This window comes from Commensalibacter sp. W6292M3, assembly GCF_016101315.1.
Classification (GTDB): domain Bacteria; phylum Pseudomonadota; class Alphaproteobacteria; order Acetobacterales; family Acetobacteraceae; genus Commensalibacter; species Commensalibacter melissae.
Window position 1 is genome coordinate 808,710 of record NZ_JACFQT010000001.1, and the last position, 22,293, is coordinate 831,002.

The following is a 22,293-nucleotide window of genomic DNA, read 5'->3' on the forward strand; positions in this document are numbered from 1 at the left end:
GAAATATTTGGTCTATTTTTCAAAACAGAATTCAGCGCTTGGAAAAGTTCTGGATCTGACTTCCATGGCATAAGATTTGACTGCCTCTTCCATTGTTTGACCAATTTGGGCATACCGTTTAACAAATTTTGGTTTAAATCCCTGAAAAACGCCAAAAATATCATCACATACCAAGACTTGTCCATCACAGGCTGGAGAAGCACCTATTCCAATTGTTAGAATTGATAATTGTTCAGTAATTGTTTTTGCCACTGATTCAACCACTCCCTCCAAAACAATTGCAAAAGCACCCGCTTTGGCAATAGCATTACTATCCCGCATGACTTTTTCAATTTGTTTGGCATTTTTTCCTGCAATTTTAAACCCACCCATGGTTTGAACAGCTTGAGGCATCAATCCAACATGTCCACAAACAGGTATACCTCTTTTGACAAGAAATTCAACGGTTTCAGCCATTTCCTCCCCACCTTCCAATTTAACTGCCGCTGCACCCGTTTCCTGCAATATGCGTGCTGCGTTCCTAAAGGCCTGCTGCGGATTTTCCTGATAGGAGGCGAAAGGTAAATCAACCATAACACACGCATTTTTTGATCCACGCATAACAGCCTTGCCATGTTCGATCATCATTTCAACTGTCACGGCCAAAGTCGTGTCAAATCCGTATATGACCATCCCGAGTGAATCACCCACAAGTATTAAATCAACATGAGGATCCACAATTTGTGCAACTGAAGCAGTATAGGCAGTCAAGGAAACAATTGGTTCCTTATTTTTTTTTGCCAATATCTGGGGAACAGTAATTCTTTTGATTTTATTCTCTATCATTCAAACCTCTATGATTTATAACTGATTAAACCTATTGTAAAATATTAATGACCATTTATCATTTATGATGTTTTAACCAGCCCGATTAACAAATTATTTCAAAAAACTTTATTATAATTTTTTATTTTTTAGAATTGATCTACTTTTTCAACGCCATTGATCACTTTGATATGCTGTGCGAGAACGGGTGATACATTATAGTATCCTGGTAATAAAATTTCCACCTCTTGTTGCTGAACAAGATTGGGAATTAAAATGATTTTACCATTGCCTTTCTGCGTATTTTCCAACAATTTTGAAATTGTTTCTACAGCTTGGACGTCATCAATCCATATTTTGAGTTCCTTGACCAAACCGGATATCGATGTTTCAAGATCTTCCACGTGATTTGCCGTTATACGCAAATTTTCTGCATCCAACCTTAAATCAACCGTTACGATAACCATTTTACCAGCTACAAGCAAATCACGATAACGGGTCAAACTTTCAGAAAAAAAAGTTATCTCACAGGCTCCAGTTTTATCCGATAATCCAACCCAAGCCATTTTGGTACCTTTACGGGTAGGACGTTCCTTACAATTTAATATACAGCCAGCAAGTTTAATTCTTCCCTCTCCGGAACGAGCAATTGTTTCGAGATTATTTATCGGTTGTATTCCCAATTTGATCAGTAAAGACCTAAACGAATCTAGTGGGTGAGCTGTCATATGATAGCCTATTGCCTCAGCTTCCAAAGTTAACCGTTCAATTTCGGGCCATTCAGCCACACTGTTAATTTTTAACGGTTCTGCCATTTGTGCCGTGGCATTTTGAAATAATCCAATTTGGCCACTTGCTTTTTCCTCTTTTCGTGCATGGGCTCTCCGTAAAATCACTTCGGCTGATGCAAAAACCTTATGTCTGTTATTTTCGATTGAATCAAAAACACCCGCCTTGGCAAGATTTTCAAGTTGGCCCTTATTTAAATTCTGATAATCAATGCGTTCGGCAAAATCTGCAAGATTTTTGAAATCTCGACCATCCCGATCATGAACCAAGGCTTCCATGGCGCTAAAACCCGCTCTTTTAACCGCAGCTAATGCATAGCGTATAGCCAAACTGCCATCAGGTTGTTTCTCAATTTCAAAATCAGCACCGGATTTGTTGATATCAGGAGGCAAGACAGAAATACCAATTCTTTTGGCCTCTTGTCGAAGAATGGCTAACTTATCCGTTTTTTCTCGTGCCAGTGACATACATGCGGCAAAAAAAGCCACTGGATAATTCGCTTTCATCCATGCTGTCTGATAAGAAACCAGAGCATAAGCAGCAGCGTGGGATTTATTGAACCCATAATCAGCAAACCGCGACATCAAATCAAATATCTCTATCGCTTTTTGCCGATCAATACCATTTTTAGTTGCACCTTCAGTAAAAATCTCACGCTGCTTATCCATTTCGGAACGAATTTTCTTACCCATTGCTCGACGTAAGAGATCCGCCCCCCCAAGACTATAATTAGCCAATCTCTGGGCAATTTGCATGACCTGTTCTTGATAGACCATGATGCCATAAGTCTCTTCAAGAATATCCCTTATTTTTTCATGCGGTGATTGCCATTCCTCTCCATGCTTACGTCGACAATAATCGGGAATATTGGCCATCGGGCCTGGTCGGTACAAAGCGACAGCAGCAATCAGATCCTCTATACGACTGGGCTGCATTTGACGCAAAACATCACGCATCCCGGCGCCTTCAAATTGAAAAACGCCTCCGGATTCACCTCGACTCAACATTTCATAAGTCAGGGTATCATCAAGCGGAATTTTCGAAAGATCAATATGTTGTCCCAACTTTTCCAGCATTTTAACGGCTCGCTGCAAAATCGTCAGGGTGGTTAATCCTAAAAAGTCAAATTTAACCAACCCAACCTGTTCGACAAATTTCATATTATATTGCGTAACAAGCATATCACTTTTCGGATCACGATAAAGCGGCACAAGTTCAACCAGCGGACGGTCCCCTATGACCACACCCGCTGCATGCGTACCTGCATGTCGGTATAATCCCTCCAACTGCAAAGCCACTTGTAAAAGACGATGTATATTTTCATCTGTTGCCTGCATTTCCTGTAATCTAGGTTCAGTTTCAATGGCCTGTTTCAAGGTAACTGGATGGGCGGGATTGTTTGGTATGAGTTCAGCAACCTTATTGACCATTCCGAAAGGAAATCCAAGAACACGACCAACATCACGAACAGCAGCACGCGCAGCCAATTTTCCAAAAGTTATAATCTGTGCCACCTGGTTGGTTCCATAGGCTTGTCTTACATATTCAATGACTTCATCTCGCCGGTCTTGACAAAAATCGATATCAAAATCCGGCATTGAAACACGTTCAGGATTTAAAAAGCGCTCAAACAGCAAATTAAAGCGCAAAGGATCCAAATCAGTAATCGTCAATGCCCAGGCCACCAAGGATCCTGCCCCAGATCCCCTTCCCGGTCCGACAGGAATATCATGTTCCTTGGCCCATTGAATAAAATCAGCAACTATAAGAAAATAACCTGAAAAGCCCATATTCTTGATAATATTTATTTCGTAATCAAGACGATCTACATATTTCTGGCGATGATCTTGTGTAAGATCGCAAATGGATATCAAACGTTTTTCCAGACCTGATTTTGCCATTTGTTCAAGCGTATCCTCGGCCGTTGTCCCCGCCTTTATTTTTCTACTATGTGGCAGCATAGGTTTTCTGGTTTCAATTTTAACTGCACACCGTTTTGCGATTTCAATCGTGTTACCGCATGCCTCAGGAAGATCCGAAAACAGAGCGCACATCATTTCCGGTGGCTTGAACCAGTGTTCAGGTGTAACTCTCCAACGATCCTGTATATCAACAGTGCATCCCTGCGCAATACAAATTAGCGCATCGTGCGCCTCGTACAATTCAGGAGTCGGAAAAAAACATTCATTTGTTGCTACAAGGGGTAAGCCATACCGGTCTGCCAGATCGATTAAACCTGGCTCAACCGATTTTTCCTCAGCCAGATTATGACGTTGCAATTCAACAGCCAGACGCCCTGGAAACGCTTTTGCAAACTGTTCAAGCAACATGGATGCATGCTTTTCCTGACCCTCAGATAATAATTGAAATATAGGCCCCCGTGTTCCACCAGTCAAAAGAATCAAACCCTCTGAATGTTCACATATTGTATCTATATTGACAAAGGGATCCGATGGATCTCCATTTAGAAAACCTTCTGATGAAAGAAATTGTAGATTCAACAATCCAATATCATTTTGAGCCAACAAAACAATTGGCCAATTTGTAATATGACGCGGTTGCTCACCTAAAACGGGAATACCGATCTGGGACCCGATAATCGGCTGTATGCCTGCTTCAACACAGGTTTTTGAAAATTCTAATGCCCCAAACAGATTTCCTGTATCCGTAATTGCGATAGCTGGCATGTTCATTGTCTTGGCCAGCTTAACCATTTGAGGTATGCGAATAGCCCCCTGACTTAGTGAATATGCAGAATGGCTACGAAGATGGATAAAAGAGGCAAGAGACATCTATTTTTATACCTTATTATAAATGACAAGGAATTATTTTGCCCTCATGCAAGGTAACAACCCGATCCATTTTGGTGGCTAGGCAATGATTATGAGTAACGATCAAAGCTGTCAAACCTTCACTACGTACAACCTGTAACAGCAAATTAAAAACATGCTCGGAATTCTTTTCATCTAAATCTCCCGTTGGTTCATCCGCCAATAGAATTTTTGGTGAATTTACCAGAGCCCGTGCAATTGCGACCCGCTGTTTCTCTCCACCAGACAACTTTCCTGGGTAATGATCGACACGATGACCAAGACCAAATTTCTTTAACCAGTCCCTACCTATATTTACCGCTTTCGTTTTAGAACTCCTTGCTATCAATTGTGGTATCAAAACATTTTCCAAGGCAGTAAATTCAGCAAGCAAATGATGAAACTGATAAACAAATCCTATTGAATTTAATCTTAATTGCGTTCTTTCCCGATCATTCAATCTGGAAGATTTTCGACCTTGAATAATAATTTCGCCCTTTTGGGGTTTTTCAAGCAATCCTGCAATATGCAACAAGGTTGATTTACCCGTACCAGAAGGAGCAATCAGGGCAACAATTTCACCATGATTGAGCGTAAAATCAGCATTGTGCAAAATTTGAAGGTTCTCATCACCACTTTTATAGGCATGTGAAATTTTATCTAACTGGAGGACAACTTGATTATTCATTTCTCAATGCCTCAACTGGATCCGTTTTTGCTGCTTTCCAAGATGGGTATAATGTCGCCAGTAAAGAAAGAAACAGAGCCATTGACACAACCTGTATCACATCCGCCCAATCTAACTTAGCCGGCAAATGTTCAAGATAATAAACCTCAGGATTAAATAGATTTGTTCCCGTGATTTTTTGCAAACCCTGACGTATATGTTCTATATTTTTACAAAATAAAATTCCCAATACAGTACCTATCAGTGTTCCTGTTACCCCAACAGATGCCCCGCACATCAGGAATATCCGCATTATCGCACCACGTGATGCCCCCATGGTTCTAAGTATGGCAATATCACGTGTTTTATCCTTGACCATCATAATCAAAGAGGATATGACATTAAAAGCAGCAACCAAGATAATTAACGCCAGAATAAGAAACATCACATTCTGTTCAACTTGCACTGCTCCAAAAAAAGCATTGTTGCTCTGAGTCCAATCGACAAATTTCAGATTATCATTTCTAAACGAATTCTCAAGTTGATGCGTAACAGCTTGAATATGGGTTGAATCATTCGAGAATATCTGGATTCCTGTTACCTCATCATCAAGCTGAAAATATTTCTGTGCAGCCCGCATCGTTAAAAAAACATAACTGGAATTATATTCATGCATACCAGAATCAAAAATACCAATAATTCTATAGGATTTGATTCTGGGAATATTACCCATTACTGTTGCGGACCCTTTAGGTGAAATTAAAGTTAACCTTGAACCAACTCCCAGATTTGCTTGCTCAGCAAGAGTTTCACCAATAATGATGACATCATCGCCTTGAAATTGTTTCAAAACTGTTGGATCAAGGGTTTTACTAATGACCTTGAGTTTTTTCAAACCAGAAGCTGTCATTCCCCTAACCATTCCACCAGAGTTGAAATTTCCAGCACTTATCAACACTTGTCCTTCAATAAAGGGAATGGCAGATGTAATATGGGGCATTTGTTCAATTCTGTTGGATAAATTATTATATTCCCTTAAAGAGGTTGGCCCATCATAAGATTGACTGTATACACTCAAATCTCCATTCAAGCCTAGTATACGTCCCAATAAATCAGCCTTGAAACCATTCATGACAGCCATGACGACTATTAATGTTCCAACACCCAAGGCTATTCCTATTAATGAAAAAATAGCTATTATTGAAACAAAACGCTCGCCTTTTCTAGCACGAAGATATCGTTTTGCAACCATTCTTTCAAAAGAGCCAAACATAAATCCATTACCCTTGATAAGAGGAAATATAATTCATCACCTGTTCTATAGATACTTCCGTTCTTTCGCCGGTTTCACGACGTTTAATTTCGACAACATTATTACCTATCCCTCTTGGACCGATAATGATTTGCCAAGGGTGCCCCATCAAATCAGCATCTGCAAATTTCACTCCAGCCCGTTCATCACGATCATCATATAAAAACTGTTCTTGATCCATTTTATACAATGCTTCACAAGCATCCTTACAAGCTTGATTCTTCAATCCCAAATTAATAATCACGGCTTTGAAAGGAGCAATAGCATCTGGCCATATTATCCCCTGATCATCATGTGATGATTCAATTATTGCCCCGACAAGACGGGAAACCCCAATACCGTAAGAACCCATGTGAGGATTTATTTTGTCACTATCAGGCCCTATCACGGAAACATTCATTGCTTCTGTATATTTTGTACCAAAATAGAAGATTTGACCTACTTCAATTCCACGCCCTTCACAGCGTCTGGATTCTGGAACTTTTTGCCATTCATTCTGATCATGTTTTTCATCAGTGGCGGCATAAAATCGTGTCATACGTTGGAAAAAAGCGGCCAAGGATTCCTTATCATTTATATCAACTGGCATTTCAAGCCAGTTCTGTTCCGTGAAATCAGAATCAAAATAGATCCCGCTTTCACCCGTAGGTGCCAGAATAATAAATTCATGGCTTAAGTCCCCGCCTATCGGACCTGTATCAGCCAACATTGGAATTGCTTTTACACCAATTCGTTGAAATGTCCTGAGATATGAAAGCATCATTTTATGATAGGTTACAACGGCATCTTCATAATTAAGATCAAAACTGTATCCATCTTTCATATAGAATTCCCGCCCGCGCATCACGCCGAAACGTGGACGAATTTCATCCCTGAACTTCCACTGAATTTGGTATAAAAGCTGTGGAAGTTCTTTATAGGACTTTATAAATTGTCCAAATATATCGGTTATCATTTCTTCATTCGTGGGACCATATAAAAGATCACGTTTGTGACGATCAACAATACGAAGCATTTCCGGTCCATAAGCATCATAACGCCCAGAACGTTTCCATAAATCCGCCGATTGCAAAGTTGGCATCAAAACTTCCTGTGCATTGATAGCATTTTGTTCTTCCCTCACAATTCTCGATATATTGTCAAGAACTCTCAATCCCAAGGGCAGCCATGCATAAATGCCAGAAGACATTTGCCGAACCATCCCTGTTCTTAACATGAGACGATGAGAGATAATTTGAGCTTCAGCTGGATCTTCTTTTAAAGTTGGAAGAAAACTGGACGATAGACGCATATTTATCCTATTAAAACCATATTTTTATGAAACATTACAATCGATCAATATTACTCGACATCAATAGAATATCACAACCGTATGACGTGAACCTCGATAAGCGGTTTTTTACCAAGCTTCCGCCCCAGAATACGTCTTAGTATTGATTTCGATTTGTCAATTAATTCTTCGTCATTCAACCGAACTGTTCTTGGCAACTGTTCAATTGCATCGGCAAAATTATCAATAATCAGATCACAATCATCATACTGATCCAGTAAACCGGGCGCGCTTATATTTGGATCACTCAACAACATACCCTCATCATCCACTGCAAAACTCGCAACAATAACACCGTTATAAAGCATGCGTCGACGTGCCGCCAATACGTTCCCATCTATGGATAAAAGCCTGTTTCCATCAACCGTCAAGCGGCCATAAGGTACACTATTTACAATTTTGGTTGGTCCTGGTGCCAATTGAATGATATCTCCATCCTCAAGCAGGATAGGTTCAGAGTTACAAGATTTTGCAATTTCCGCCTGTGCATTCAAATGAACCCACTCACCATGAACAGGAATGCCGTATTTTGGTTTTACAAGTTTATATAATTCTGTAACTTCATCATGACTGGCATGTCCTGAAACATGAACCAAATGATCTACGGATGTTATTACCCTGACCCCGCGACGCACCAGATTATCCTGTACACGCATGATTGCCAATTCATTACCGGGAATTGTACGACTGCTGTAAATAACAGTATCTCCAACACCAAAAGATATATGTTGATGTGTATCATAGGAAATACGGGTTAAGGCTGATCTTTCCTCCCCTTGACTTCCCGTAATAATGAATACAACATTTTCCTGATCAATTTCATTCATATTCTGTTCCGTATAAAACGGAGGAATATCCCGAAAATATCCATTTTCACGTGCTGCAATTTCAATATTCTGCAAAGAGCGGCCAATAATTACCACAGGGCGATTGGCCTGTTTTGCTGCATAAGCAATTGTCTCGATCCTTGAGACATTACTTGCGAAACAAGTTACTGCAACTCTTCCCCTGATATTGGCAATAAGATCAACCATGCTTTTTCTGACGGCACCCTCTGATTCAGGCGCACGTTTGACAATCGCATTCGTACTATCACAAATCATTGCCAAAACACCTTCATCACCTATTTCGGCAAATTTTGAAAGATTTGTTGGATGACCTATCACAGGATCAGGATCGAATTTCCAGTCACCTGTATGTAATACTGTTCCATAAGGAGTGCGAATTACAACACTTTGCGCTTCAGGTATAGAATGCGTTACAGGTATAAATTCCAGATCAAATTCCCCAATTCTGATACGGGCTCCAATATCAATCAGATGAATTGTGACATCATTCAGTAAGTTAGCCTCTCTCAATTTTCTTCTAATAATTGAAGCGGCAAAAGACGTTGCATAGATTGGACACTCCAATGCTTCCCAAAGATATGTTATCGCACCGATATGATCTTCATGTGCGTGAGTGACAACCAATCCTAACAAACTATCTTTATATCGAATGATGAACTCAGGATCAGGCACCAGAATATCGGCTTCCGGCATGTCATTACCACTAAAACCAATGCCACAATCAAATGCAAGCCATGACCCATTAAGACGATATAAATTAAAATTCATACCAATTTCACCTGTTCCTCCTAAGGGAAGAAAGGCAAAATCGTTTGCAGTTTCATTCATGTTTATCCTTTTTATTATTTTTACTATGATGTTTTATTACGATTTGCAAGCAATCTTAAACCTTCTAACGTCAATTCCAGACTAATTTTTTCAAAAATATCGGTACCTTCTGCCAATAAGGATGCCAATCCGCCTGTTCCTATAACGCGATAGGAACAATTAGCTTCGGCTCCAATCCTTTTTATGATACCCTCAATAAGACCTATATATCCCCAATATATACCTGATCGCATTGCGTTAACTGTTTCTTTGCCTATCACGGAAATGGGTTTCATTATACCGATCTTTGGTAATCGAGCTGCGGCTTTATGTAGAGATTCCAAAGATAAAGTAAGGCCGGGTGAAATAATTCCTCCGCAATAATTTCCTTTTTCATCAATAACATCAAATGTTGTGGCTGTCCCTAGATCCACAACAATTAAAGGACCCCCAAATAGAGTATGAGCTGCTAGGCCATTTAGCAAACGATCAACACCCACTTCATGAGGGTTATCAATTAAAATTTTGAATCCCCAATCCAGATCAGATGAAGCAATAAGAGGTTCGACGCCAAACCATTGTCGACACAATAATCTCAATTGATATAAAATCGGGGGAACAACAGTACCAATGATAATGTTGTCAATCTGATCAGTTTTTATCCCACATGCTTGCAGTAAAATAAGTAATGTCGCGGCGTATTCATCTGATGTATGGTTGGGAATTGTACTCATTCGCCATGAACCCACCCATTTTTCACCATTATGTATAGCAAATACAACATTGGTATTGCCCGCATCAATGACCATTAACACGCTTTAACAATCCTGAGAATTATCTAACCAAAAAACTTCACCCGTAGAGAAACTTCGCATTTCCTTTACAGTTTGTAATAATAGTAACCCATGTTCATCAATACCACAATAAATTCCTTCCCAACTATTTTGCTGTAAATTTACAGTTAATTTTGAATTTAAAGGTATTGATTTCTCTATCCATGCCTCACGTATAATTTTTTCCTGGTCATTTGTTAAAAAATTTATCCAGTAATCAAAATAATATATAATTTTCTCTGATAACTCTTTTGCTAAGGGTGGTTTAGTTACAAAATCTTTTAAACAACCCAATTTTCTATTCAAATCAGGATAACTATTGATATTGACACCAAAACCCATAACCAACCATTCTAATTGACTGGTCTTGGAAATATTGCTTTCAATTAGAATTCCACCAATTTTCCTGTTTTTATACAATAGATCATTAGGCCATTTAATAAATAATTCATGATCGACTTTGCTGTAAAATCTTACAGCATCATAAAGAGATAATGCTGCAACAAACGGAATCCAATTCAATTTTATATTCGATGATCTTGGCCAATATAATAAAGAAAAGGCTAAATTACCCTGAGGCTCGATCCATTTGCGCCCACGGCTTCCCCGTGGTGATGACTGAGAGTCAGCCAAAACAGCCAGATCTGTTTTATGTCCTGATCTGGCCATCTCAATGCAGTGATCATTGGTAGACGATAACGTGGAATAATGTTCAAATTTCCAGAACCTTCTTTTTTCCACGTTTAGACACTTAAATGATTAATTAAACAAAGATTTAGCCGCAATGCGTCCAACATGCATCATTGGGCCCATAAATATGATAAAAATTACCGTTAACGCGCTCATACCAAAGGACATAAAAGAAATTGATAATGAACGATGATCAAGTTGTCCATGAGATTTATCCATGAAGATGATCTTGACAATCCTAAGATAGAAAAAAGCGCTTAAAACGCTGGCAACAATTCCAACTGTTGCAAGTACATATAAATGAACCTGAATAGCTGCCCAAAAAACCATAAATTTACCAAAGAATCCTGCAAGTGGCGGAACACCTGCCATACTAAACATGAAAATTGCCATAGCAACCGCTATGCCCGGATCACTTTTACCAAGTCCGGCCAAATCATTTATGTTTTCTACAACCTTACCTTTTCGCGTCATAGATGTAATCACGGCAAAAGTTCCGACATTCATGAAAAGATAAGTTGTCAAGTAAATGATCGTTCCCAAAACGCCATTTGAATTTCCTGCGGCTAATCCAACCATTGCATATCCCATATGTGCAACTGAAGAATAAGCCATCATTCTTTTAATATTTAATTGAGATATAGCACCAATACTTCCAATAATTATGGATAACAATGATATAACTTCAATCAAAAACTGCCATTGATAGGATAGGGTTCCAAAAGGCCCCGACATCAACCGTAAAAATAATGCAAAAGCTGCAAATTTTGGCGACGTCGAAAGAAAGGTTGTAACAGGCGTTGGAGCACCTTGGTAAACATCCGGTGTCCACATATGAAAAGGTACTGCAGAAATTTTAAAGCATATTCCGATTAAAACAAAAACCAGTCCCACGACAAAACCCATATTATTATAATTTGCCGCTGCGATGGCTTTATGAACATTGTTATATTCCATACTTCCAGCTGCGCCATAAAGCATTGAAATACCATAAAGTAAAATTGCAGACGCGACTGATCCCAAAATGAAATATTTTATCCCAGATTCAGCTGATAACGGATTGTTACGATCAATTGCACATAAAATATATAAAGATAACGAAGATAACTCCAGTCCAAGATACAGGCTCATAAGATTATTGGAGGAGACCATAACCATTGCACCGACCGTGGAAAAAATGATCAACGCTATAAATTCAAAATATGTTGTTTTATTTTTTTTATTAAAATCCAAAGACAAAATAATTGTTAATAAACCTGCAATAAGAACCAGCAATTTCATGTAACGGGAAAATTCATCATTTACAAATAACCCGTAATATGCCAACCCATTTGCATTGGTTAACGTTAAAAATCCCGCGGCAATAAATATTGCCGTAGAAAAAATGGCAGAGGGAAAAAAGGAATTTTCCTTTTTTTGCAGCGCCCCGAATAACAATATAATAAGACCACCAATTGTTAATACAATTTCTGGAATAGCAAGCGTCCAATTCATCGGATTTATCCTGACTTAACTTAATATCATTGATAGATCAGGAAAGTGGCGACGATAACCACCAACCCAATTGCCATGGTAAAAGCATATAAAGCAAAAGAACCATTTTGAATCCAGGATATCCCTTTGGCAGAACGATTTGTAAATTGCGCCAGTATGACAGGAAATTCCTGGATAATATCTTTTTCACCAATTTTCCATAATGCCTTAGACAAAGCTGCATAAGGACGGATAATTATTACATCGTAAAGTTTATCAAAATACCATGCATTTAATAGAAAACGGTAAAACCCCTTCATTGACTGAGCTAATGATATAGGGATATTCGGATTAACTATATAACATAAATAAGCAATTAAAATACCCAGTATACCAAGTATAAGTGGCATTAATGCAATAATTGCAGGTGTATGTTGTTCAATAATCATATGCAAATTATCTGAAACATTAACAATTGAACCTCCCCAAAATATAACTTGTTGAGAACCTATATAATAAGGATATAGGATAATGCCTCCAATAATTGATAAAACACCAAGTATGATCATGGGTAAAGTCATAGAGAAAGGAGATTCTTTTGCATGATCATAATTTTCCTTATGTTTTGGTTTTCCATGGAACACAAGAAACAACATCCGCCAGCTATATAGGCTTGTAAGAAACGCAGTCAATAACAATACAACCCAAGCCGCATATCCCAAGGAAGATTGGGTTGTCCAAACAGCTTCCAGAATGGCATCTTTTGACCAGTAACCTGTAAATGGATATATTCCACCCAATGCTAGACAGCCTATCCACATCAATATGCAAGTCAAAGGTAATTTTTTATACAATCCACCCATTTTGAACATATCCTGTTCATCATGAAGCGCGACAATCACTGATCCCGCACCAAGAAACAACAATGCCTTGAAAAAAGCGTGTGTCGTTAAATGGAATACTGCAATTTGATAGGTTCCCACACCAACTGCGACAAACATATATCCAAGCTGAGAACAAGTTGAATAAGCAATGGATTTCTTAATATCTGATTGTACCAAAGCAACAGAACCGGCAAATAATGCTGTTAATGATCCTATAACAATAATGAATATCTTAACATGTGGAGCCAATTCAACCAGGGGTGACATTCTTGCCATCAAGAATACACCTGCTGTCACCATAGTTGCGGCATGAATAAGTGCGGAAACTGGCGTTGGTCCTTCCATTGCATCCGGTAACCATACATGAAAAAACAATTGGGCAGACTTTCCCATGGCCCCGACAAATAGCAGGAATGCAATAAATTCATATATCTGGAAATCAAAACCCAATAAATGATAATGCAGTTGAACTAAATCAGGTAATTTTTGAAATATTTCATTATAAAAAACCGAACCGGTCGTGATAAAAAGCAAACTAATGCCTACGAGAAAAAATAGATCCGCAATACGATTTACAACAAAAGCCTTGATTGCGGCTGATATAGCTTCTGGACGCATATACCAGTATCCAATAAGTAAATAGCTGCATAAACCTACCCCTTCCCAGCCAAAAAACAATTGAACCAGATTATTAGAGGTAATCAAGGCAATCATACTGAATGTAAATAAAGATAAATATGCAAAAAAACGATAAGTTGGCATCGTGTCATGCGACATGTATCCCATACTATAGATATGGATTAACAAGGATATGCTTGATACCATCGTCAACATGGCAACAGACAAACTGTCCAGTTTCAAATACCAGTTAATATGAAAATTACCGGCATTGATCCACTCCATAAAATGAACAACTTGACTATCCATATGATTGGCAAAAAATTGCCAAGTTACAAGCCATGCACATGTAACCGATATGGACATTCCAAGAATAGAAATAAACTTTGCAAATGAATCACCGATTATCCGCCCCATTAACCCTGCGCATAAAAAACCAGCCAAGGGTGAGATAACAGCTGTAATAAATAATGATGATGTCATTTCTTTACCCCTTCATCATCATCGTATCTTGCACTTCCACCGACCGACGATTACGATAAAATACCATAATAATGGCAAGTCCGATGGCAGATTCTGCAGCGGCGACTGTAAGGCTAAACATAACCATAATCTGACCTGTTAAATTGCTATATAAAGAAGAGAATGCAATTAAATTAAGATTTGCAGATAAAAGCATCAATTCAATAGACATCAATATAACAATTAAATTCTTCCGATTAGCAAAAATACCAAACAGACCAATTGAAAATAAAATACCACTGACAATCATATAGGGAGCAAGCCCCACAGAATTTAAAATATTCATTTCATTTGCTCCCTTTGTTGTCTTTTTTCAGTAATATCGGTTTTATCACCAGGTTTTGGACCGAAGGATTCCTCTTGTGCAATACCATAATAAGTCTCTTTGGGACGAAGGAAACCGCCAATATCCTGAATGCTTTTATTCAAGGGCACATCACGAATTTCCAGAGTTTGGCTTGGTTCGCGCATATGTTGGCGCATAATGTTCTGTCTACGGTTTTTAGGATTTTTATGCAGGGTCAAGACAATTGCACCGATCATTGCAACAAGCAGGATTAATCCACAAATCTGGAATAACAAAACATAATGCGTATATAAAATATCCCCCAATGCTTTGGTATTCGAAATATCATGCAACGCAGAATTTTGACCCCTGCTTATCAATTCAGGATCAACATGCCAATGGATGGCAATCATAATAAATTCAACGACAAGAATAAAAGCAATGATACAACCCACAGGCATGTAACGTTGCATTCCTTCCTTTAACTGGACCAGCTCTATTTGCATTGTCATTACAATAAACATAAACAGAACCATGACTGCACCAGCATATATGGCTATCAAAAGTATAGCCAAAAATTCGGCACCGGCCAGCATAAACAATCCAGCGGCATTACAGAATGCAAGAATTAGAAATAGGGCTGCATGAACTGAATTTCGAACAAAAACAACCATCGATGCTGATAGTAGCAAAATTATTGCGAAAATATAGAAAAGAATAATCGGTGTCATTATCCTAATTCCTGATCAAAGATCTTTATAAGACCCGATATATAAATTAATTTATTCATTTTAAATGTTTCCTGTCTCACCGATATGGAGCATCCTGCTCCAGTCTTAATGCCAAGGCACTTTCCCATTGATCCCCATTAGACAATAATTTGCTTTTGTTGTACATCAACTCTTCCCGGGTTTCAGTGGCGAATTCGTAATTGGGTCCTTGAACAATCGCGTCAACAGGACATGCTTCCTGACATAACCCGCAATAGATGCATTTTGTCATATCTATATCATACCGGGTAGTTCTTCTCGAACCATCATTCCGCTCTTCAGCCTCAATGGTAATTGCTTCTGCTGGACACGTTGCCTCACACAATTTGCACGCAATGCAACGCTCTTCTCCATTGGCATAACGACGTAAGGCATGCTCCCCTCTAAACCGTGGTGAAAGAGGACTTTTTTCATAAGGATAATTGATTGTTGCCTTCGGTTTGAAGAAATAACGTAGTGTTATTCCCAGTCCAGTCAACAATTCTGATAATAAAAAAGACCGTGCGGTTCTATCAATAAAACCCATTAACCAGCTCCTCCATATATCCCTACGCCGGTTACCATTACAAACGCAGCGGTAAGCACAACCCATATTAATGAAAAGGGTAAGAATATTTTCCAGCCTAATCGCATTAACTGATCATAACGGTATCTTGGAAACGCGCTTCTTACCCATATAAAACAGAATAGACAAAATAAAACTTTAATTATCATCCAGAAAGGTGCAGGTATCCAGGTAAACGGCACACAATCAAAGGGTGGCAACCATCCACCTAAAAATATGATGCTGGTAATTGCAGACATCAAAATCATGTTACCATATTCAGCCAGAAAAAATAATCCGAAGGCCATTGAGGAATATTCCACAAAAAAACCTGCCACCAGTTCACTTTCACCAACTGAAAAATCAAAAGGTGGACGATTGGTTTCAGCTAAACATGAAATAAAGAAAATAATGAACATGGGAAACATTGGCAGAAAAAACCAGACATGTTTTTGTGCCAGGACAATATCGTTCATATTTGCACTACCAACAAGCAACAGTACGGAAACGATAACAAGTCCAATTGAGACTTCATATGATATCATCTGTGCCGTGGCACGCATGGCCCCCAATAAAGAGTATTTCGAATTCGAAGCCCAGCCGGCCAACAAAGTTCCGTAAACACCCAAGGAGGAAATCGCCAATAGGTAAAGGATACCAATATTAAGATTTGCAACAGCCCAACCATCATTCACGGGAATTACCGCCCATGCGAATAGGGACAATGTAAAGACTAGAATTGGCGCGACAAAAAACAAGACCCGATTTGCCTTGGCAGGAATGATCGTTTCCTTAAAAATCATTTTAACCGCATCGGCAAAGGGTTGCAGCAAACCGAAAGGACCAACAACATTCGGACCTTTACGAAGCATAATTGCAGCCAAAACTTTACGTTCCAACCAAGTCAGATAAGCGACACCGACAAGCACTGGAACCAATAGTGCCAGTGTTTTTAATATAATCAGGATAACTGATCCGAGTAATGTATGAAAAATGAAATGTTCCATGATATCACTCCGCAGCTTTTGCCGATGAATTGGCACCACGTGTTTTTGAACATTCATGCATTGTGAGGCTGGCTCTACTGATTGAATTCGTTAAGAAATAATCTGAAATAATCGCCCTAAAAGATTGTTTTTCAATGTTTTTTTCTGAAATATTTATGGAAGAACACATCTGGTTTCTAACTACTCCCTTTTCCTTAAATACAGGATAGGCCTGTGCCAGGCAAGTTCTTAACTCATATAAATTGGAATAAGGAAGATCAATATTCATTGATTGGGCAATTTCTGAAATAATTTTCCAATCTTCCTTGGCATTTCCAGGAGGTAAAATCGCCCTGTTACCCTGCTGAATTCTGCCTTCAGTATTAACATAAATACCTGATTTTTCTGTATAAGCGGCTCCAGGTAAAATAATATCAGCACGTTTGGCAGACTGATCTCCATGATGTCCCTGATAAATCACAAAGCAATCGGCAGCCAATTTTGAAAGATCAATTTCATCTGCATCAAGCAACCACAAAAGATCTGTGCCACCCGTAACCATCGAGCGTGCATCTTGTGAATCCGATTTAGGATAAAATTCCATATCCAGACCCGCAACACGAGCGGCTGCATGATGAAGGACATTGAATCCATTCCAATTTTCGGTTACGGCACCAATTTTATGAGCCAAAGCCAAGGTTTTTTCAAATATTAATTTTGCATCTTCACGAACCAATGCCCCATGTCCAATAATAATCATTGGGCGTTTCGCATTATTCAAAATTTCGTTAAAGGCAAGCTCATTTCGTAACAATGAATCAATTAAAGTTGGATCCTCTCCTAAATTCTCAATTTTATACGTAGGATCATCAATAAGTTCACCTATAAATGCAATTGGGAATTGTTCGGTAAGAGACAACCATCTTTTACGAATACGGGCATTCAACACAGGTGCCTCTTGACGTGGAAAAGCACCTATCATCAATAAAGCATCAGCCTGCTCAATTCCTGCAATCGTACTATTGAAAACATAATGTCCACGATAAGAGGTATCGTAATATGCCCCATCTTGACGACAATCTAAATTGCTGACTCCAAGATCGTTCATCAAATTTTTTAATGTGAACATGCTTTCTGCATCACATAAATCCCCTGCAATGACGCCTATACGCTCTTTTTTCGTAGATTTTAATTTTTGGGAAACAACCTGGACCACCTCATTCCATGAAGTTTCGACAAGTTTGCCTTCTTTCCTTATCCATGGTCGATCCAGACGCCGCCGTTTCAAACCATCCAGAGAGAAACGACCCTTATCAGCAAGCCAACTTTCATTAACATCATCATTTTGACGGGGGAGAATTCTCAAAACCTCACTTCCTCGCACTTGTAAAGTTATATTCGTTCCCACAGAATCCATCACATCAATTGAATCAGTATTTTTCAGTTCCCACGAACGGTAACGGAACGCGGTTGGTTTAGCCGTTAAAGCTCCAACAGGGCAAACATCAATAAGATTTCCTGAAAGTTCTGTATTGATACCCTCTTCAAGAAAAGGGGTGATTTCTAGATTGGTACCCCGGTTGATTCCGCCAAGTTCTGCCGTACCAGCGATTTCATTCATAAAACGAATACAACGTGTACATTGAATGCAGCGTGTCATGACAGTGCGAACCAACGGTCCGAGATACTTATCAGTAACTGCTCTTTTTTCGTCCCTGAATCGTGAACATTCACGTCCATAACCTACTGCCTGGTCCTGTAAATCACATTCACCACCCTGGTCGCAAATAGGACAATCCAGGGGATGATTGATTAATAACAGTTCCATCGTACTGCGACGCGCTGCCCTGACCATTTCTGTGTCGGTCAAAACCTGCATTCCATTCATTACTGGCTGTGAGCATGATGAAACCAGAGGTTTACGAGAACCGGTTATCTCAACCATACACATTCTGCAGTTTCCAGCCACAGAAAGTTTTTCATGATAACAAAAACGAGGGATTTCCTTTCCTGCTGCCTCACAGGCCTGTAATACTGAAGAACCATTGGGAACATCCACAGGAATACCATCAACGATAACTTTTACCATAATTCCTTCCTATCCCAATACCGGCGTTCCAACAGGCACCTGGACCTGAACAGCACCACCATGGGTTTTCTTATAATCCATAATTCTTTGTTCCATCATTGGACGAAAATTACGAATTAATGCTTGCACGGGCCAGGCAACAGACATACCCATTGCACAGATTGTTGTGTTTTCAATCTGTTTAGTTACATCCATCAACATATCAATTTCTTCTATTTCTGCACGTCCCTCTGTCATTCTCTTCATGACCTTCAGCACCCAATTGGATCCTTCCCGACATGGCGTGCACTGACCACAGCTTTCATGTTTATAGAACTGAGAAATACGTGTAATCGCCCTAATAAGATCCGTTGACTTATCCATCACAACTATGCCAGCCGTTCCCAACCCGGACCCAACATCACGCATACCGTCAAAATCCATTATAACGGTATCACACACTTCCTTGTTCAGCATAGGCATTGACGTGCCACCCGGAATAACAGCTAAAAGGTTATCCCATCCACCACGTACACCCCCGCCATGACGTTCAATAATTTCCTTCAAGGGCAATCCCAATGCCTCTTCAAATACACAGGGGGTTTGAATATGACCCGAAATCGCCATTAGTTTTGGACCAGTATTGTTTTTACGCCCTATACTTGAAAACCAAGCGGCTCCTCTACGCATTATTGTAGGGGTTACCGAAATGCTTTCAACATTATTGATCGTGGTCGGACAACCATATAATCCCTTACCCGCTGGGAAAGGTGGCTTCAGACGCGGCTGCCCCTTTTTGCCTTCAAGACTTTCAAGCTGGGCTGTTTCCTCACCACAAATATATGCGCCTGCACCGCGATGAATATAAAAATCAAAATCCCAACCACTACCACAGGCATTTTTACCGATCAATCCAGCTTCATATGCCTCGTCAATGGCAACTTGCAGTCTGTTGGCTTCATGGTAATATTCACCACGAATATATATGTAGGCAACATGCGCGCCTATCGCAAAAGAGGCAAGCAATGCACCTTCAACAATTTTATGAGGCTCATGACGTAAAACTTCCCTGTCCTTGCAAGTGCCAGGCTCTGATTCATCCCCATTAATTACCAGATAATGAGGTAAGGGACCATCCCCTTTGGGCATAAACGACCATTTTAGACCTGTAGAGAAACCTGCACCACCACGTCCCCTTAACCCTGAATCAATTACCTCTTTGACGATTTTTTCACGTCCCAAAGCTAAAATAGCCTTGGTATTATCCCAATCACCCCGTTTACGAGCACCTGCCAATTTCCAGTCATCCTGACCATGCAAATTGACATAAATACGGTCTTTAGATTCTAGCATCGTTTTTTGGCCTTTGAATTATCTGATAAGGAATGATCTTGACGCAAAGGAGCCGAATTCAAACGATTTAATGCAGATCCTGGAGGCGTTTTTTCCCCTCTTCTCAATGCATTAATTAACTCAATGGTTTTTGGACCATTCATGTCTTCGTAATAATCATGATCAACCTGTAGAATAGGCGCATTTGCACAGGCACCCAAACATTCAACCTCGGAAAGCGTGAACAATCCATCTTCACTGGTTTGACCAAATTCCCTAATTCCTGTCGCTTTTTTACAGGCTTCAACCACTTCATCCGATCCCCTCAACCAGCATGGTGTTGTTCCACAAACTTGCAAATGATATTGCCCTATGGGTTCGAGATTAAACATTGTATAAAATGTGGCAATTTCAAACACCCTCACAGGAAAAATTTCCAGACGTTTTGCAACAGCAGCCATGGCCGCCTTTGGCACCCAAGCACTTTTGGTCAAACGTTTCATCTGATCTTGAACGATATATAATAAAGGTATAACAGCACTTGCTTTTCTCCCTGTCGGATATTTTGCAAGCACCTTCTCTATCTGCATTTCACTTTCTTTATCAAAAGTGAAGTCAGATGGCTCAATATTCATTTTACTTTCTGACATTACACCCTATCTATCCACTTCACCAAAAACCAAATCCAACGAACCAATAATTGCAACCATGTCAGCCAACATATATCGATGGGATAATTCATCCAATGCTTGAAGATGCGAAAAACCTGTCGGACGTATTTTACAACGATAAGGTTTGCTTCCGCCATCCGCCACAAGATATACCCCAAATTCACCTTTTGGACTTTCAACAGCAGTATAGGTTGCACCTGCAGGAACATGAAATCCTTCACTATAAAGTTTGAAATGATGAATCAATGCCTCCATTGAATGTTTCATATCTTTGCGTTTTGGAGGTGAGATTTTATTATCTTCAGTCTTAATTGGACCAGGCTTTATCTTGTTTAGGCATTGCTCAATTATTTTGGCGCTCTCGCGCATTTCAACAACACGAATCAAATACCGATCATAACAATCCCCTTGCCGAGCAACGGGAATTTTAAAATCAACTTTATCATAATTATCATAGGGTTGGGATCGCCGCAAATCCCATGCAACTCCCGATGCTCGCAAACATGGACCAGAAAATCCCCATGACAATGCATCTTCAGTTGTACAGATTCCAATTCCAACAGTTCGCTGTTTCCAGATACGGTTTTCTGTTAACAATCCTTCAATATCATCGATTAATTTTGGAAAATCTCTAACCCATTTTCCAATTTTCTCTTCCATACCTGCGGGCATATCCTTAGCCACCCCCCCATGCCTAAAATAATTCGCATGAAAGCGGGCGCCAGATACACCTTCATAAAATTCCATTAATTTTTCGCGCTCTTCATAAGCCCACAATGCAGGTGTCATCGCCCCACAATCGAGACCCATGGCAGTCACGTTCAGTAAATGATTTAATATACGGGTTATTTCAGCAAACAGAACTCTTATCCATTTTGCACGATCAGGAACATCAATCCCCAACAATTTTTCTGTAGCAAGAACATAGGCATGTTCCTCGCTCATTGGAGAGGCATAATCCAAACGATCAAAATAAGGCAGTCCCTTATGATAAGCCTTGTGCTCCAGTAATTTTTCTGTTCCACGATGTAATAAACCAATATGCGGAGTTGCCCTTTTAACAACCTCACCCTCTAACTCCATCACAACACGCAACACACCATGAGCAGAAGGATGTTGTGGTCCAAAATTAATCGTGTGCGTATCACCTGATAAAACATGTGATATATTCTGAGAAATTTCAGATTTCACCTGTGATGTTTTATCGGTTACCCCTTCTTGTATAATTTCACTCATCAAATATCCTTTT

Annotated in this window: 18 protein-coding genes; all 18 read right to left on the bottom strand. The window is 39.5% G+C overall.

Annotation, left to right across the window (positions count from 1 at the left end; translation table 11 throughout):
• Positions 1-12 precede the first annotated feature (12 nt).
• The 18 genes from panB to H3T57_RS03740 all read right to left on the bottom strand — a co-directional run bounded on the left by panB (position 13) and on the right by H3T57_RS03740 (position 22,280).
• Positions 13-825, bottom strand: a complete 813-nt coding sequence (gene panB, locus H3T57_RS03655) for a 3-methyl-2-oxobutanoate hydroxymethyltransferase (protein ID WP_198193228.1) — start codon at positions 823-825, stop codon at positions 13-15.
• 128 nt (positions 826-953) lie between these two features.
• Positions 954-4,385: a DNA polymerase III subunit alpha gene (gene dnaE, locus H3T57_RS03660; RefSeq protein WP_198193229.1), complete on the bottom strand. Its 3,432-nt coding sequence runs from the start codon at positions 4,383-4,385 to the stop codon at positions 954-956.
• Between the two features lie 16 nt (positions 4,386-4,401).
• Positions 4,402-5,091, bottom strand: coding sequence for an ABC transporter ATP-binding protein (locus tag H3T57_RS03665; RefSeq protein ID WP_198193230.1), 690 nt, complete (start codon positions 5,089-5,091; stop codon positions 4,402-4,404).
• A complete protein-coding gene (locus H3T57_RS03670) occupies positions 5,084-6,343 on the bottom strand; it encodes a lipoprotein-releasing ABC transporter permease subunit (protein ID WP_198193231.1) in 1,260 nt (419 codons plus the stop codon). Before H3T57_RS03670 ends, H3T57_RS03665 begins: the two co-directional genes overlap by 8 nt.
• A gap of 7 nt (positions 6,344-6,350) precedes the next feature.
• Positions 6,351-7,673 (bottom strand): proline--tRNA ligase, encoded by a 1,323-nt coding sequence (proS, locus tag H3T57_RS03675; RefSeq protein ID WP_155571868.1) that lies wholly within the window; start codon positions 7,671-7,673, stop codon positions 6,351-6,353.
• A gap of 71 nt (positions 7,674-7,744) precedes the next feature.
• Positions 7,745-9,388 (bottom strand): ribonuclease J, encoded by a 1,644-nt coding sequence (locus H3T57_RS03680; protein ID WP_198193232.1) that lies wholly within the window; start codon positions 9,386-9,388, stop codon positions 7,745-7,747.
• Positions 9,389-9,411: 23 nt separating this feature from the next.
• A complete protein-coding gene (locus H3T57_RS03685) occupies positions 9,412-10,182 on the bottom strand; it encodes a type III pantothenate kinase (protein ID WP_122123507.1) in 771 nt (256 codons plus the stop codon).
• Between the two features lie 3 nt (positions 10,183-10,185).
• Positions 10,186-10,941 carry a biotin--[acetyl-CoA-carboxylase] ligase gene (locus H3T57_RS03690; RefSeq protein WP_198193233.1) on the bottom strand — a complete coding sequence of 252 codons (756 nt, stop codon included), beginning with the start codon at positions 10,939-10,941 and terminating at the stop codon, positions 10,186-10,188.
• Positions 10,942-10,959: 18 nt separating this feature from the next.
• Positions 10,960-12,384, bottom strand: a complete 1,425-nt coding sequence (gene nuoN, locus H3T57_RS03695; RefSeq protein ID WP_198193234.1) for an NADH-quinone oxidoreductase subunit NuoN — start codon at positions 12,382-12,384, stop codon at positions 10,960-10,962.
• Between the two features lie 26 nt (positions 12,385-12,410).
• Positions 12,411-14,348, bottom strand: a complete 1,938-nt coding sequence (gene nuoL / locus H3T57_RS03700; protein ID WP_198193235.1) for an NADH-quinone oxidoreductase subunit L — start codon at positions 14,346-14,348, stop codon at positions 12,411-12,413.
• Positions 14,349-14,352: 4 nt separating this feature from the next.
• A complete protein-coding gene (gene nuoK, locus H3T57_RS03705; RefSeq protein ID WP_110438948.1) occupies positions 14,353-14,673 on the bottom strand; it encodes an NADH-quinone oxidoreductase subunit NuoK in 321 nt (106 codons plus the stop codon).
• Positions 14,670-15,404, bottom strand: coding sequence for an NADH-quinone oxidoreductase subunit J (locus H3T57_RS03710; protein ID WP_198193236.1), 735 nt, complete (start codon positions 15,402-15,404; stop codon positions 14,670-14,672). Before H3T57_RS03710 ends, nuoK begins: the two co-directional genes overlap by 4 nt.
• 76 nt (positions 15,405-15,480) lie before the next feature.
• Positions 15,481-15,969, bottom strand: a complete 489-nt coding sequence (gene nuoI / locus H3T57_RS03715) for an NADH-quinone oxidoreductase subunit NuoI (protein WP_155566732.1) — start codon at positions 15,967-15,969, stop codon at positions 15,481-15,483.
• Positions 15,969-16,994, bottom strand: a complete 1,026-nt coding sequence (nuoH, locus tag H3T57_RS03720) for an NADH-quinone oxidoreductase subunit NuoH (protein WP_198193237.1) — start codon at positions 16,992-16,994, stop codon at positions 15,969-15,971. Before nuoH ends, nuoI begins: the two co-directional genes overlap by 1 nt.
• A gap of 4 nt (positions 16,995-16,998) precedes the next feature.
• Positions 16,999-19,062 (bottom strand): NADH-quinone oxidoreductase subunit NuoG, encoded by a 2,064-nt coding sequence (gene nuoG, locus H3T57_RS03725; protein ID WP_198193238.1) that lies wholly within the window; start codon positions 19,060-19,062, stop codon positions 16,999-17,001.
• Between the two features lie 9 nt (positions 19,063-19,071).
• Complete coding sequence (gene nuoF, locus H3T57_RS03730; RefSeq protein WP_198193239.1) at positions 19,072-20,394, bottom strand: NADH-quinone oxidoreductase subunit NuoF; 1,323 nt, start codon at positions 20,392-20,394, stop codon at positions 19,072-19,074.
• Complete coding sequence (locus H3T57_RS03735; RefSeq protein WP_198193240.1) at positions 20,388-21,023, bottom strand: NAD(P)H-dependent oxidoreductase subunit E; 636 nt, start codon at positions 21,021-21,023, stop codon at positions 20,388-20,390. Before H3T57_RS03735 ends, nuoF begins: the two co-directional genes overlap by 7 nt.
• A 6-nt stretch (positions 21,024-21,029) precedes the next feature.
• Positions 21,030-22,280 (bottom strand): NADH-quinone oxidoreductase subunit D, encoded by a 1,251-nt coding sequence (locus H3T57_RS03740; RefSeq protein WP_198193241.1) that lies wholly within the window; start codon positions 22,278-22,280, stop codon positions 21,030-21,032.
• Between the last annotated feature and the right edge of the window lie 13 nt (positions 22,281-22,293).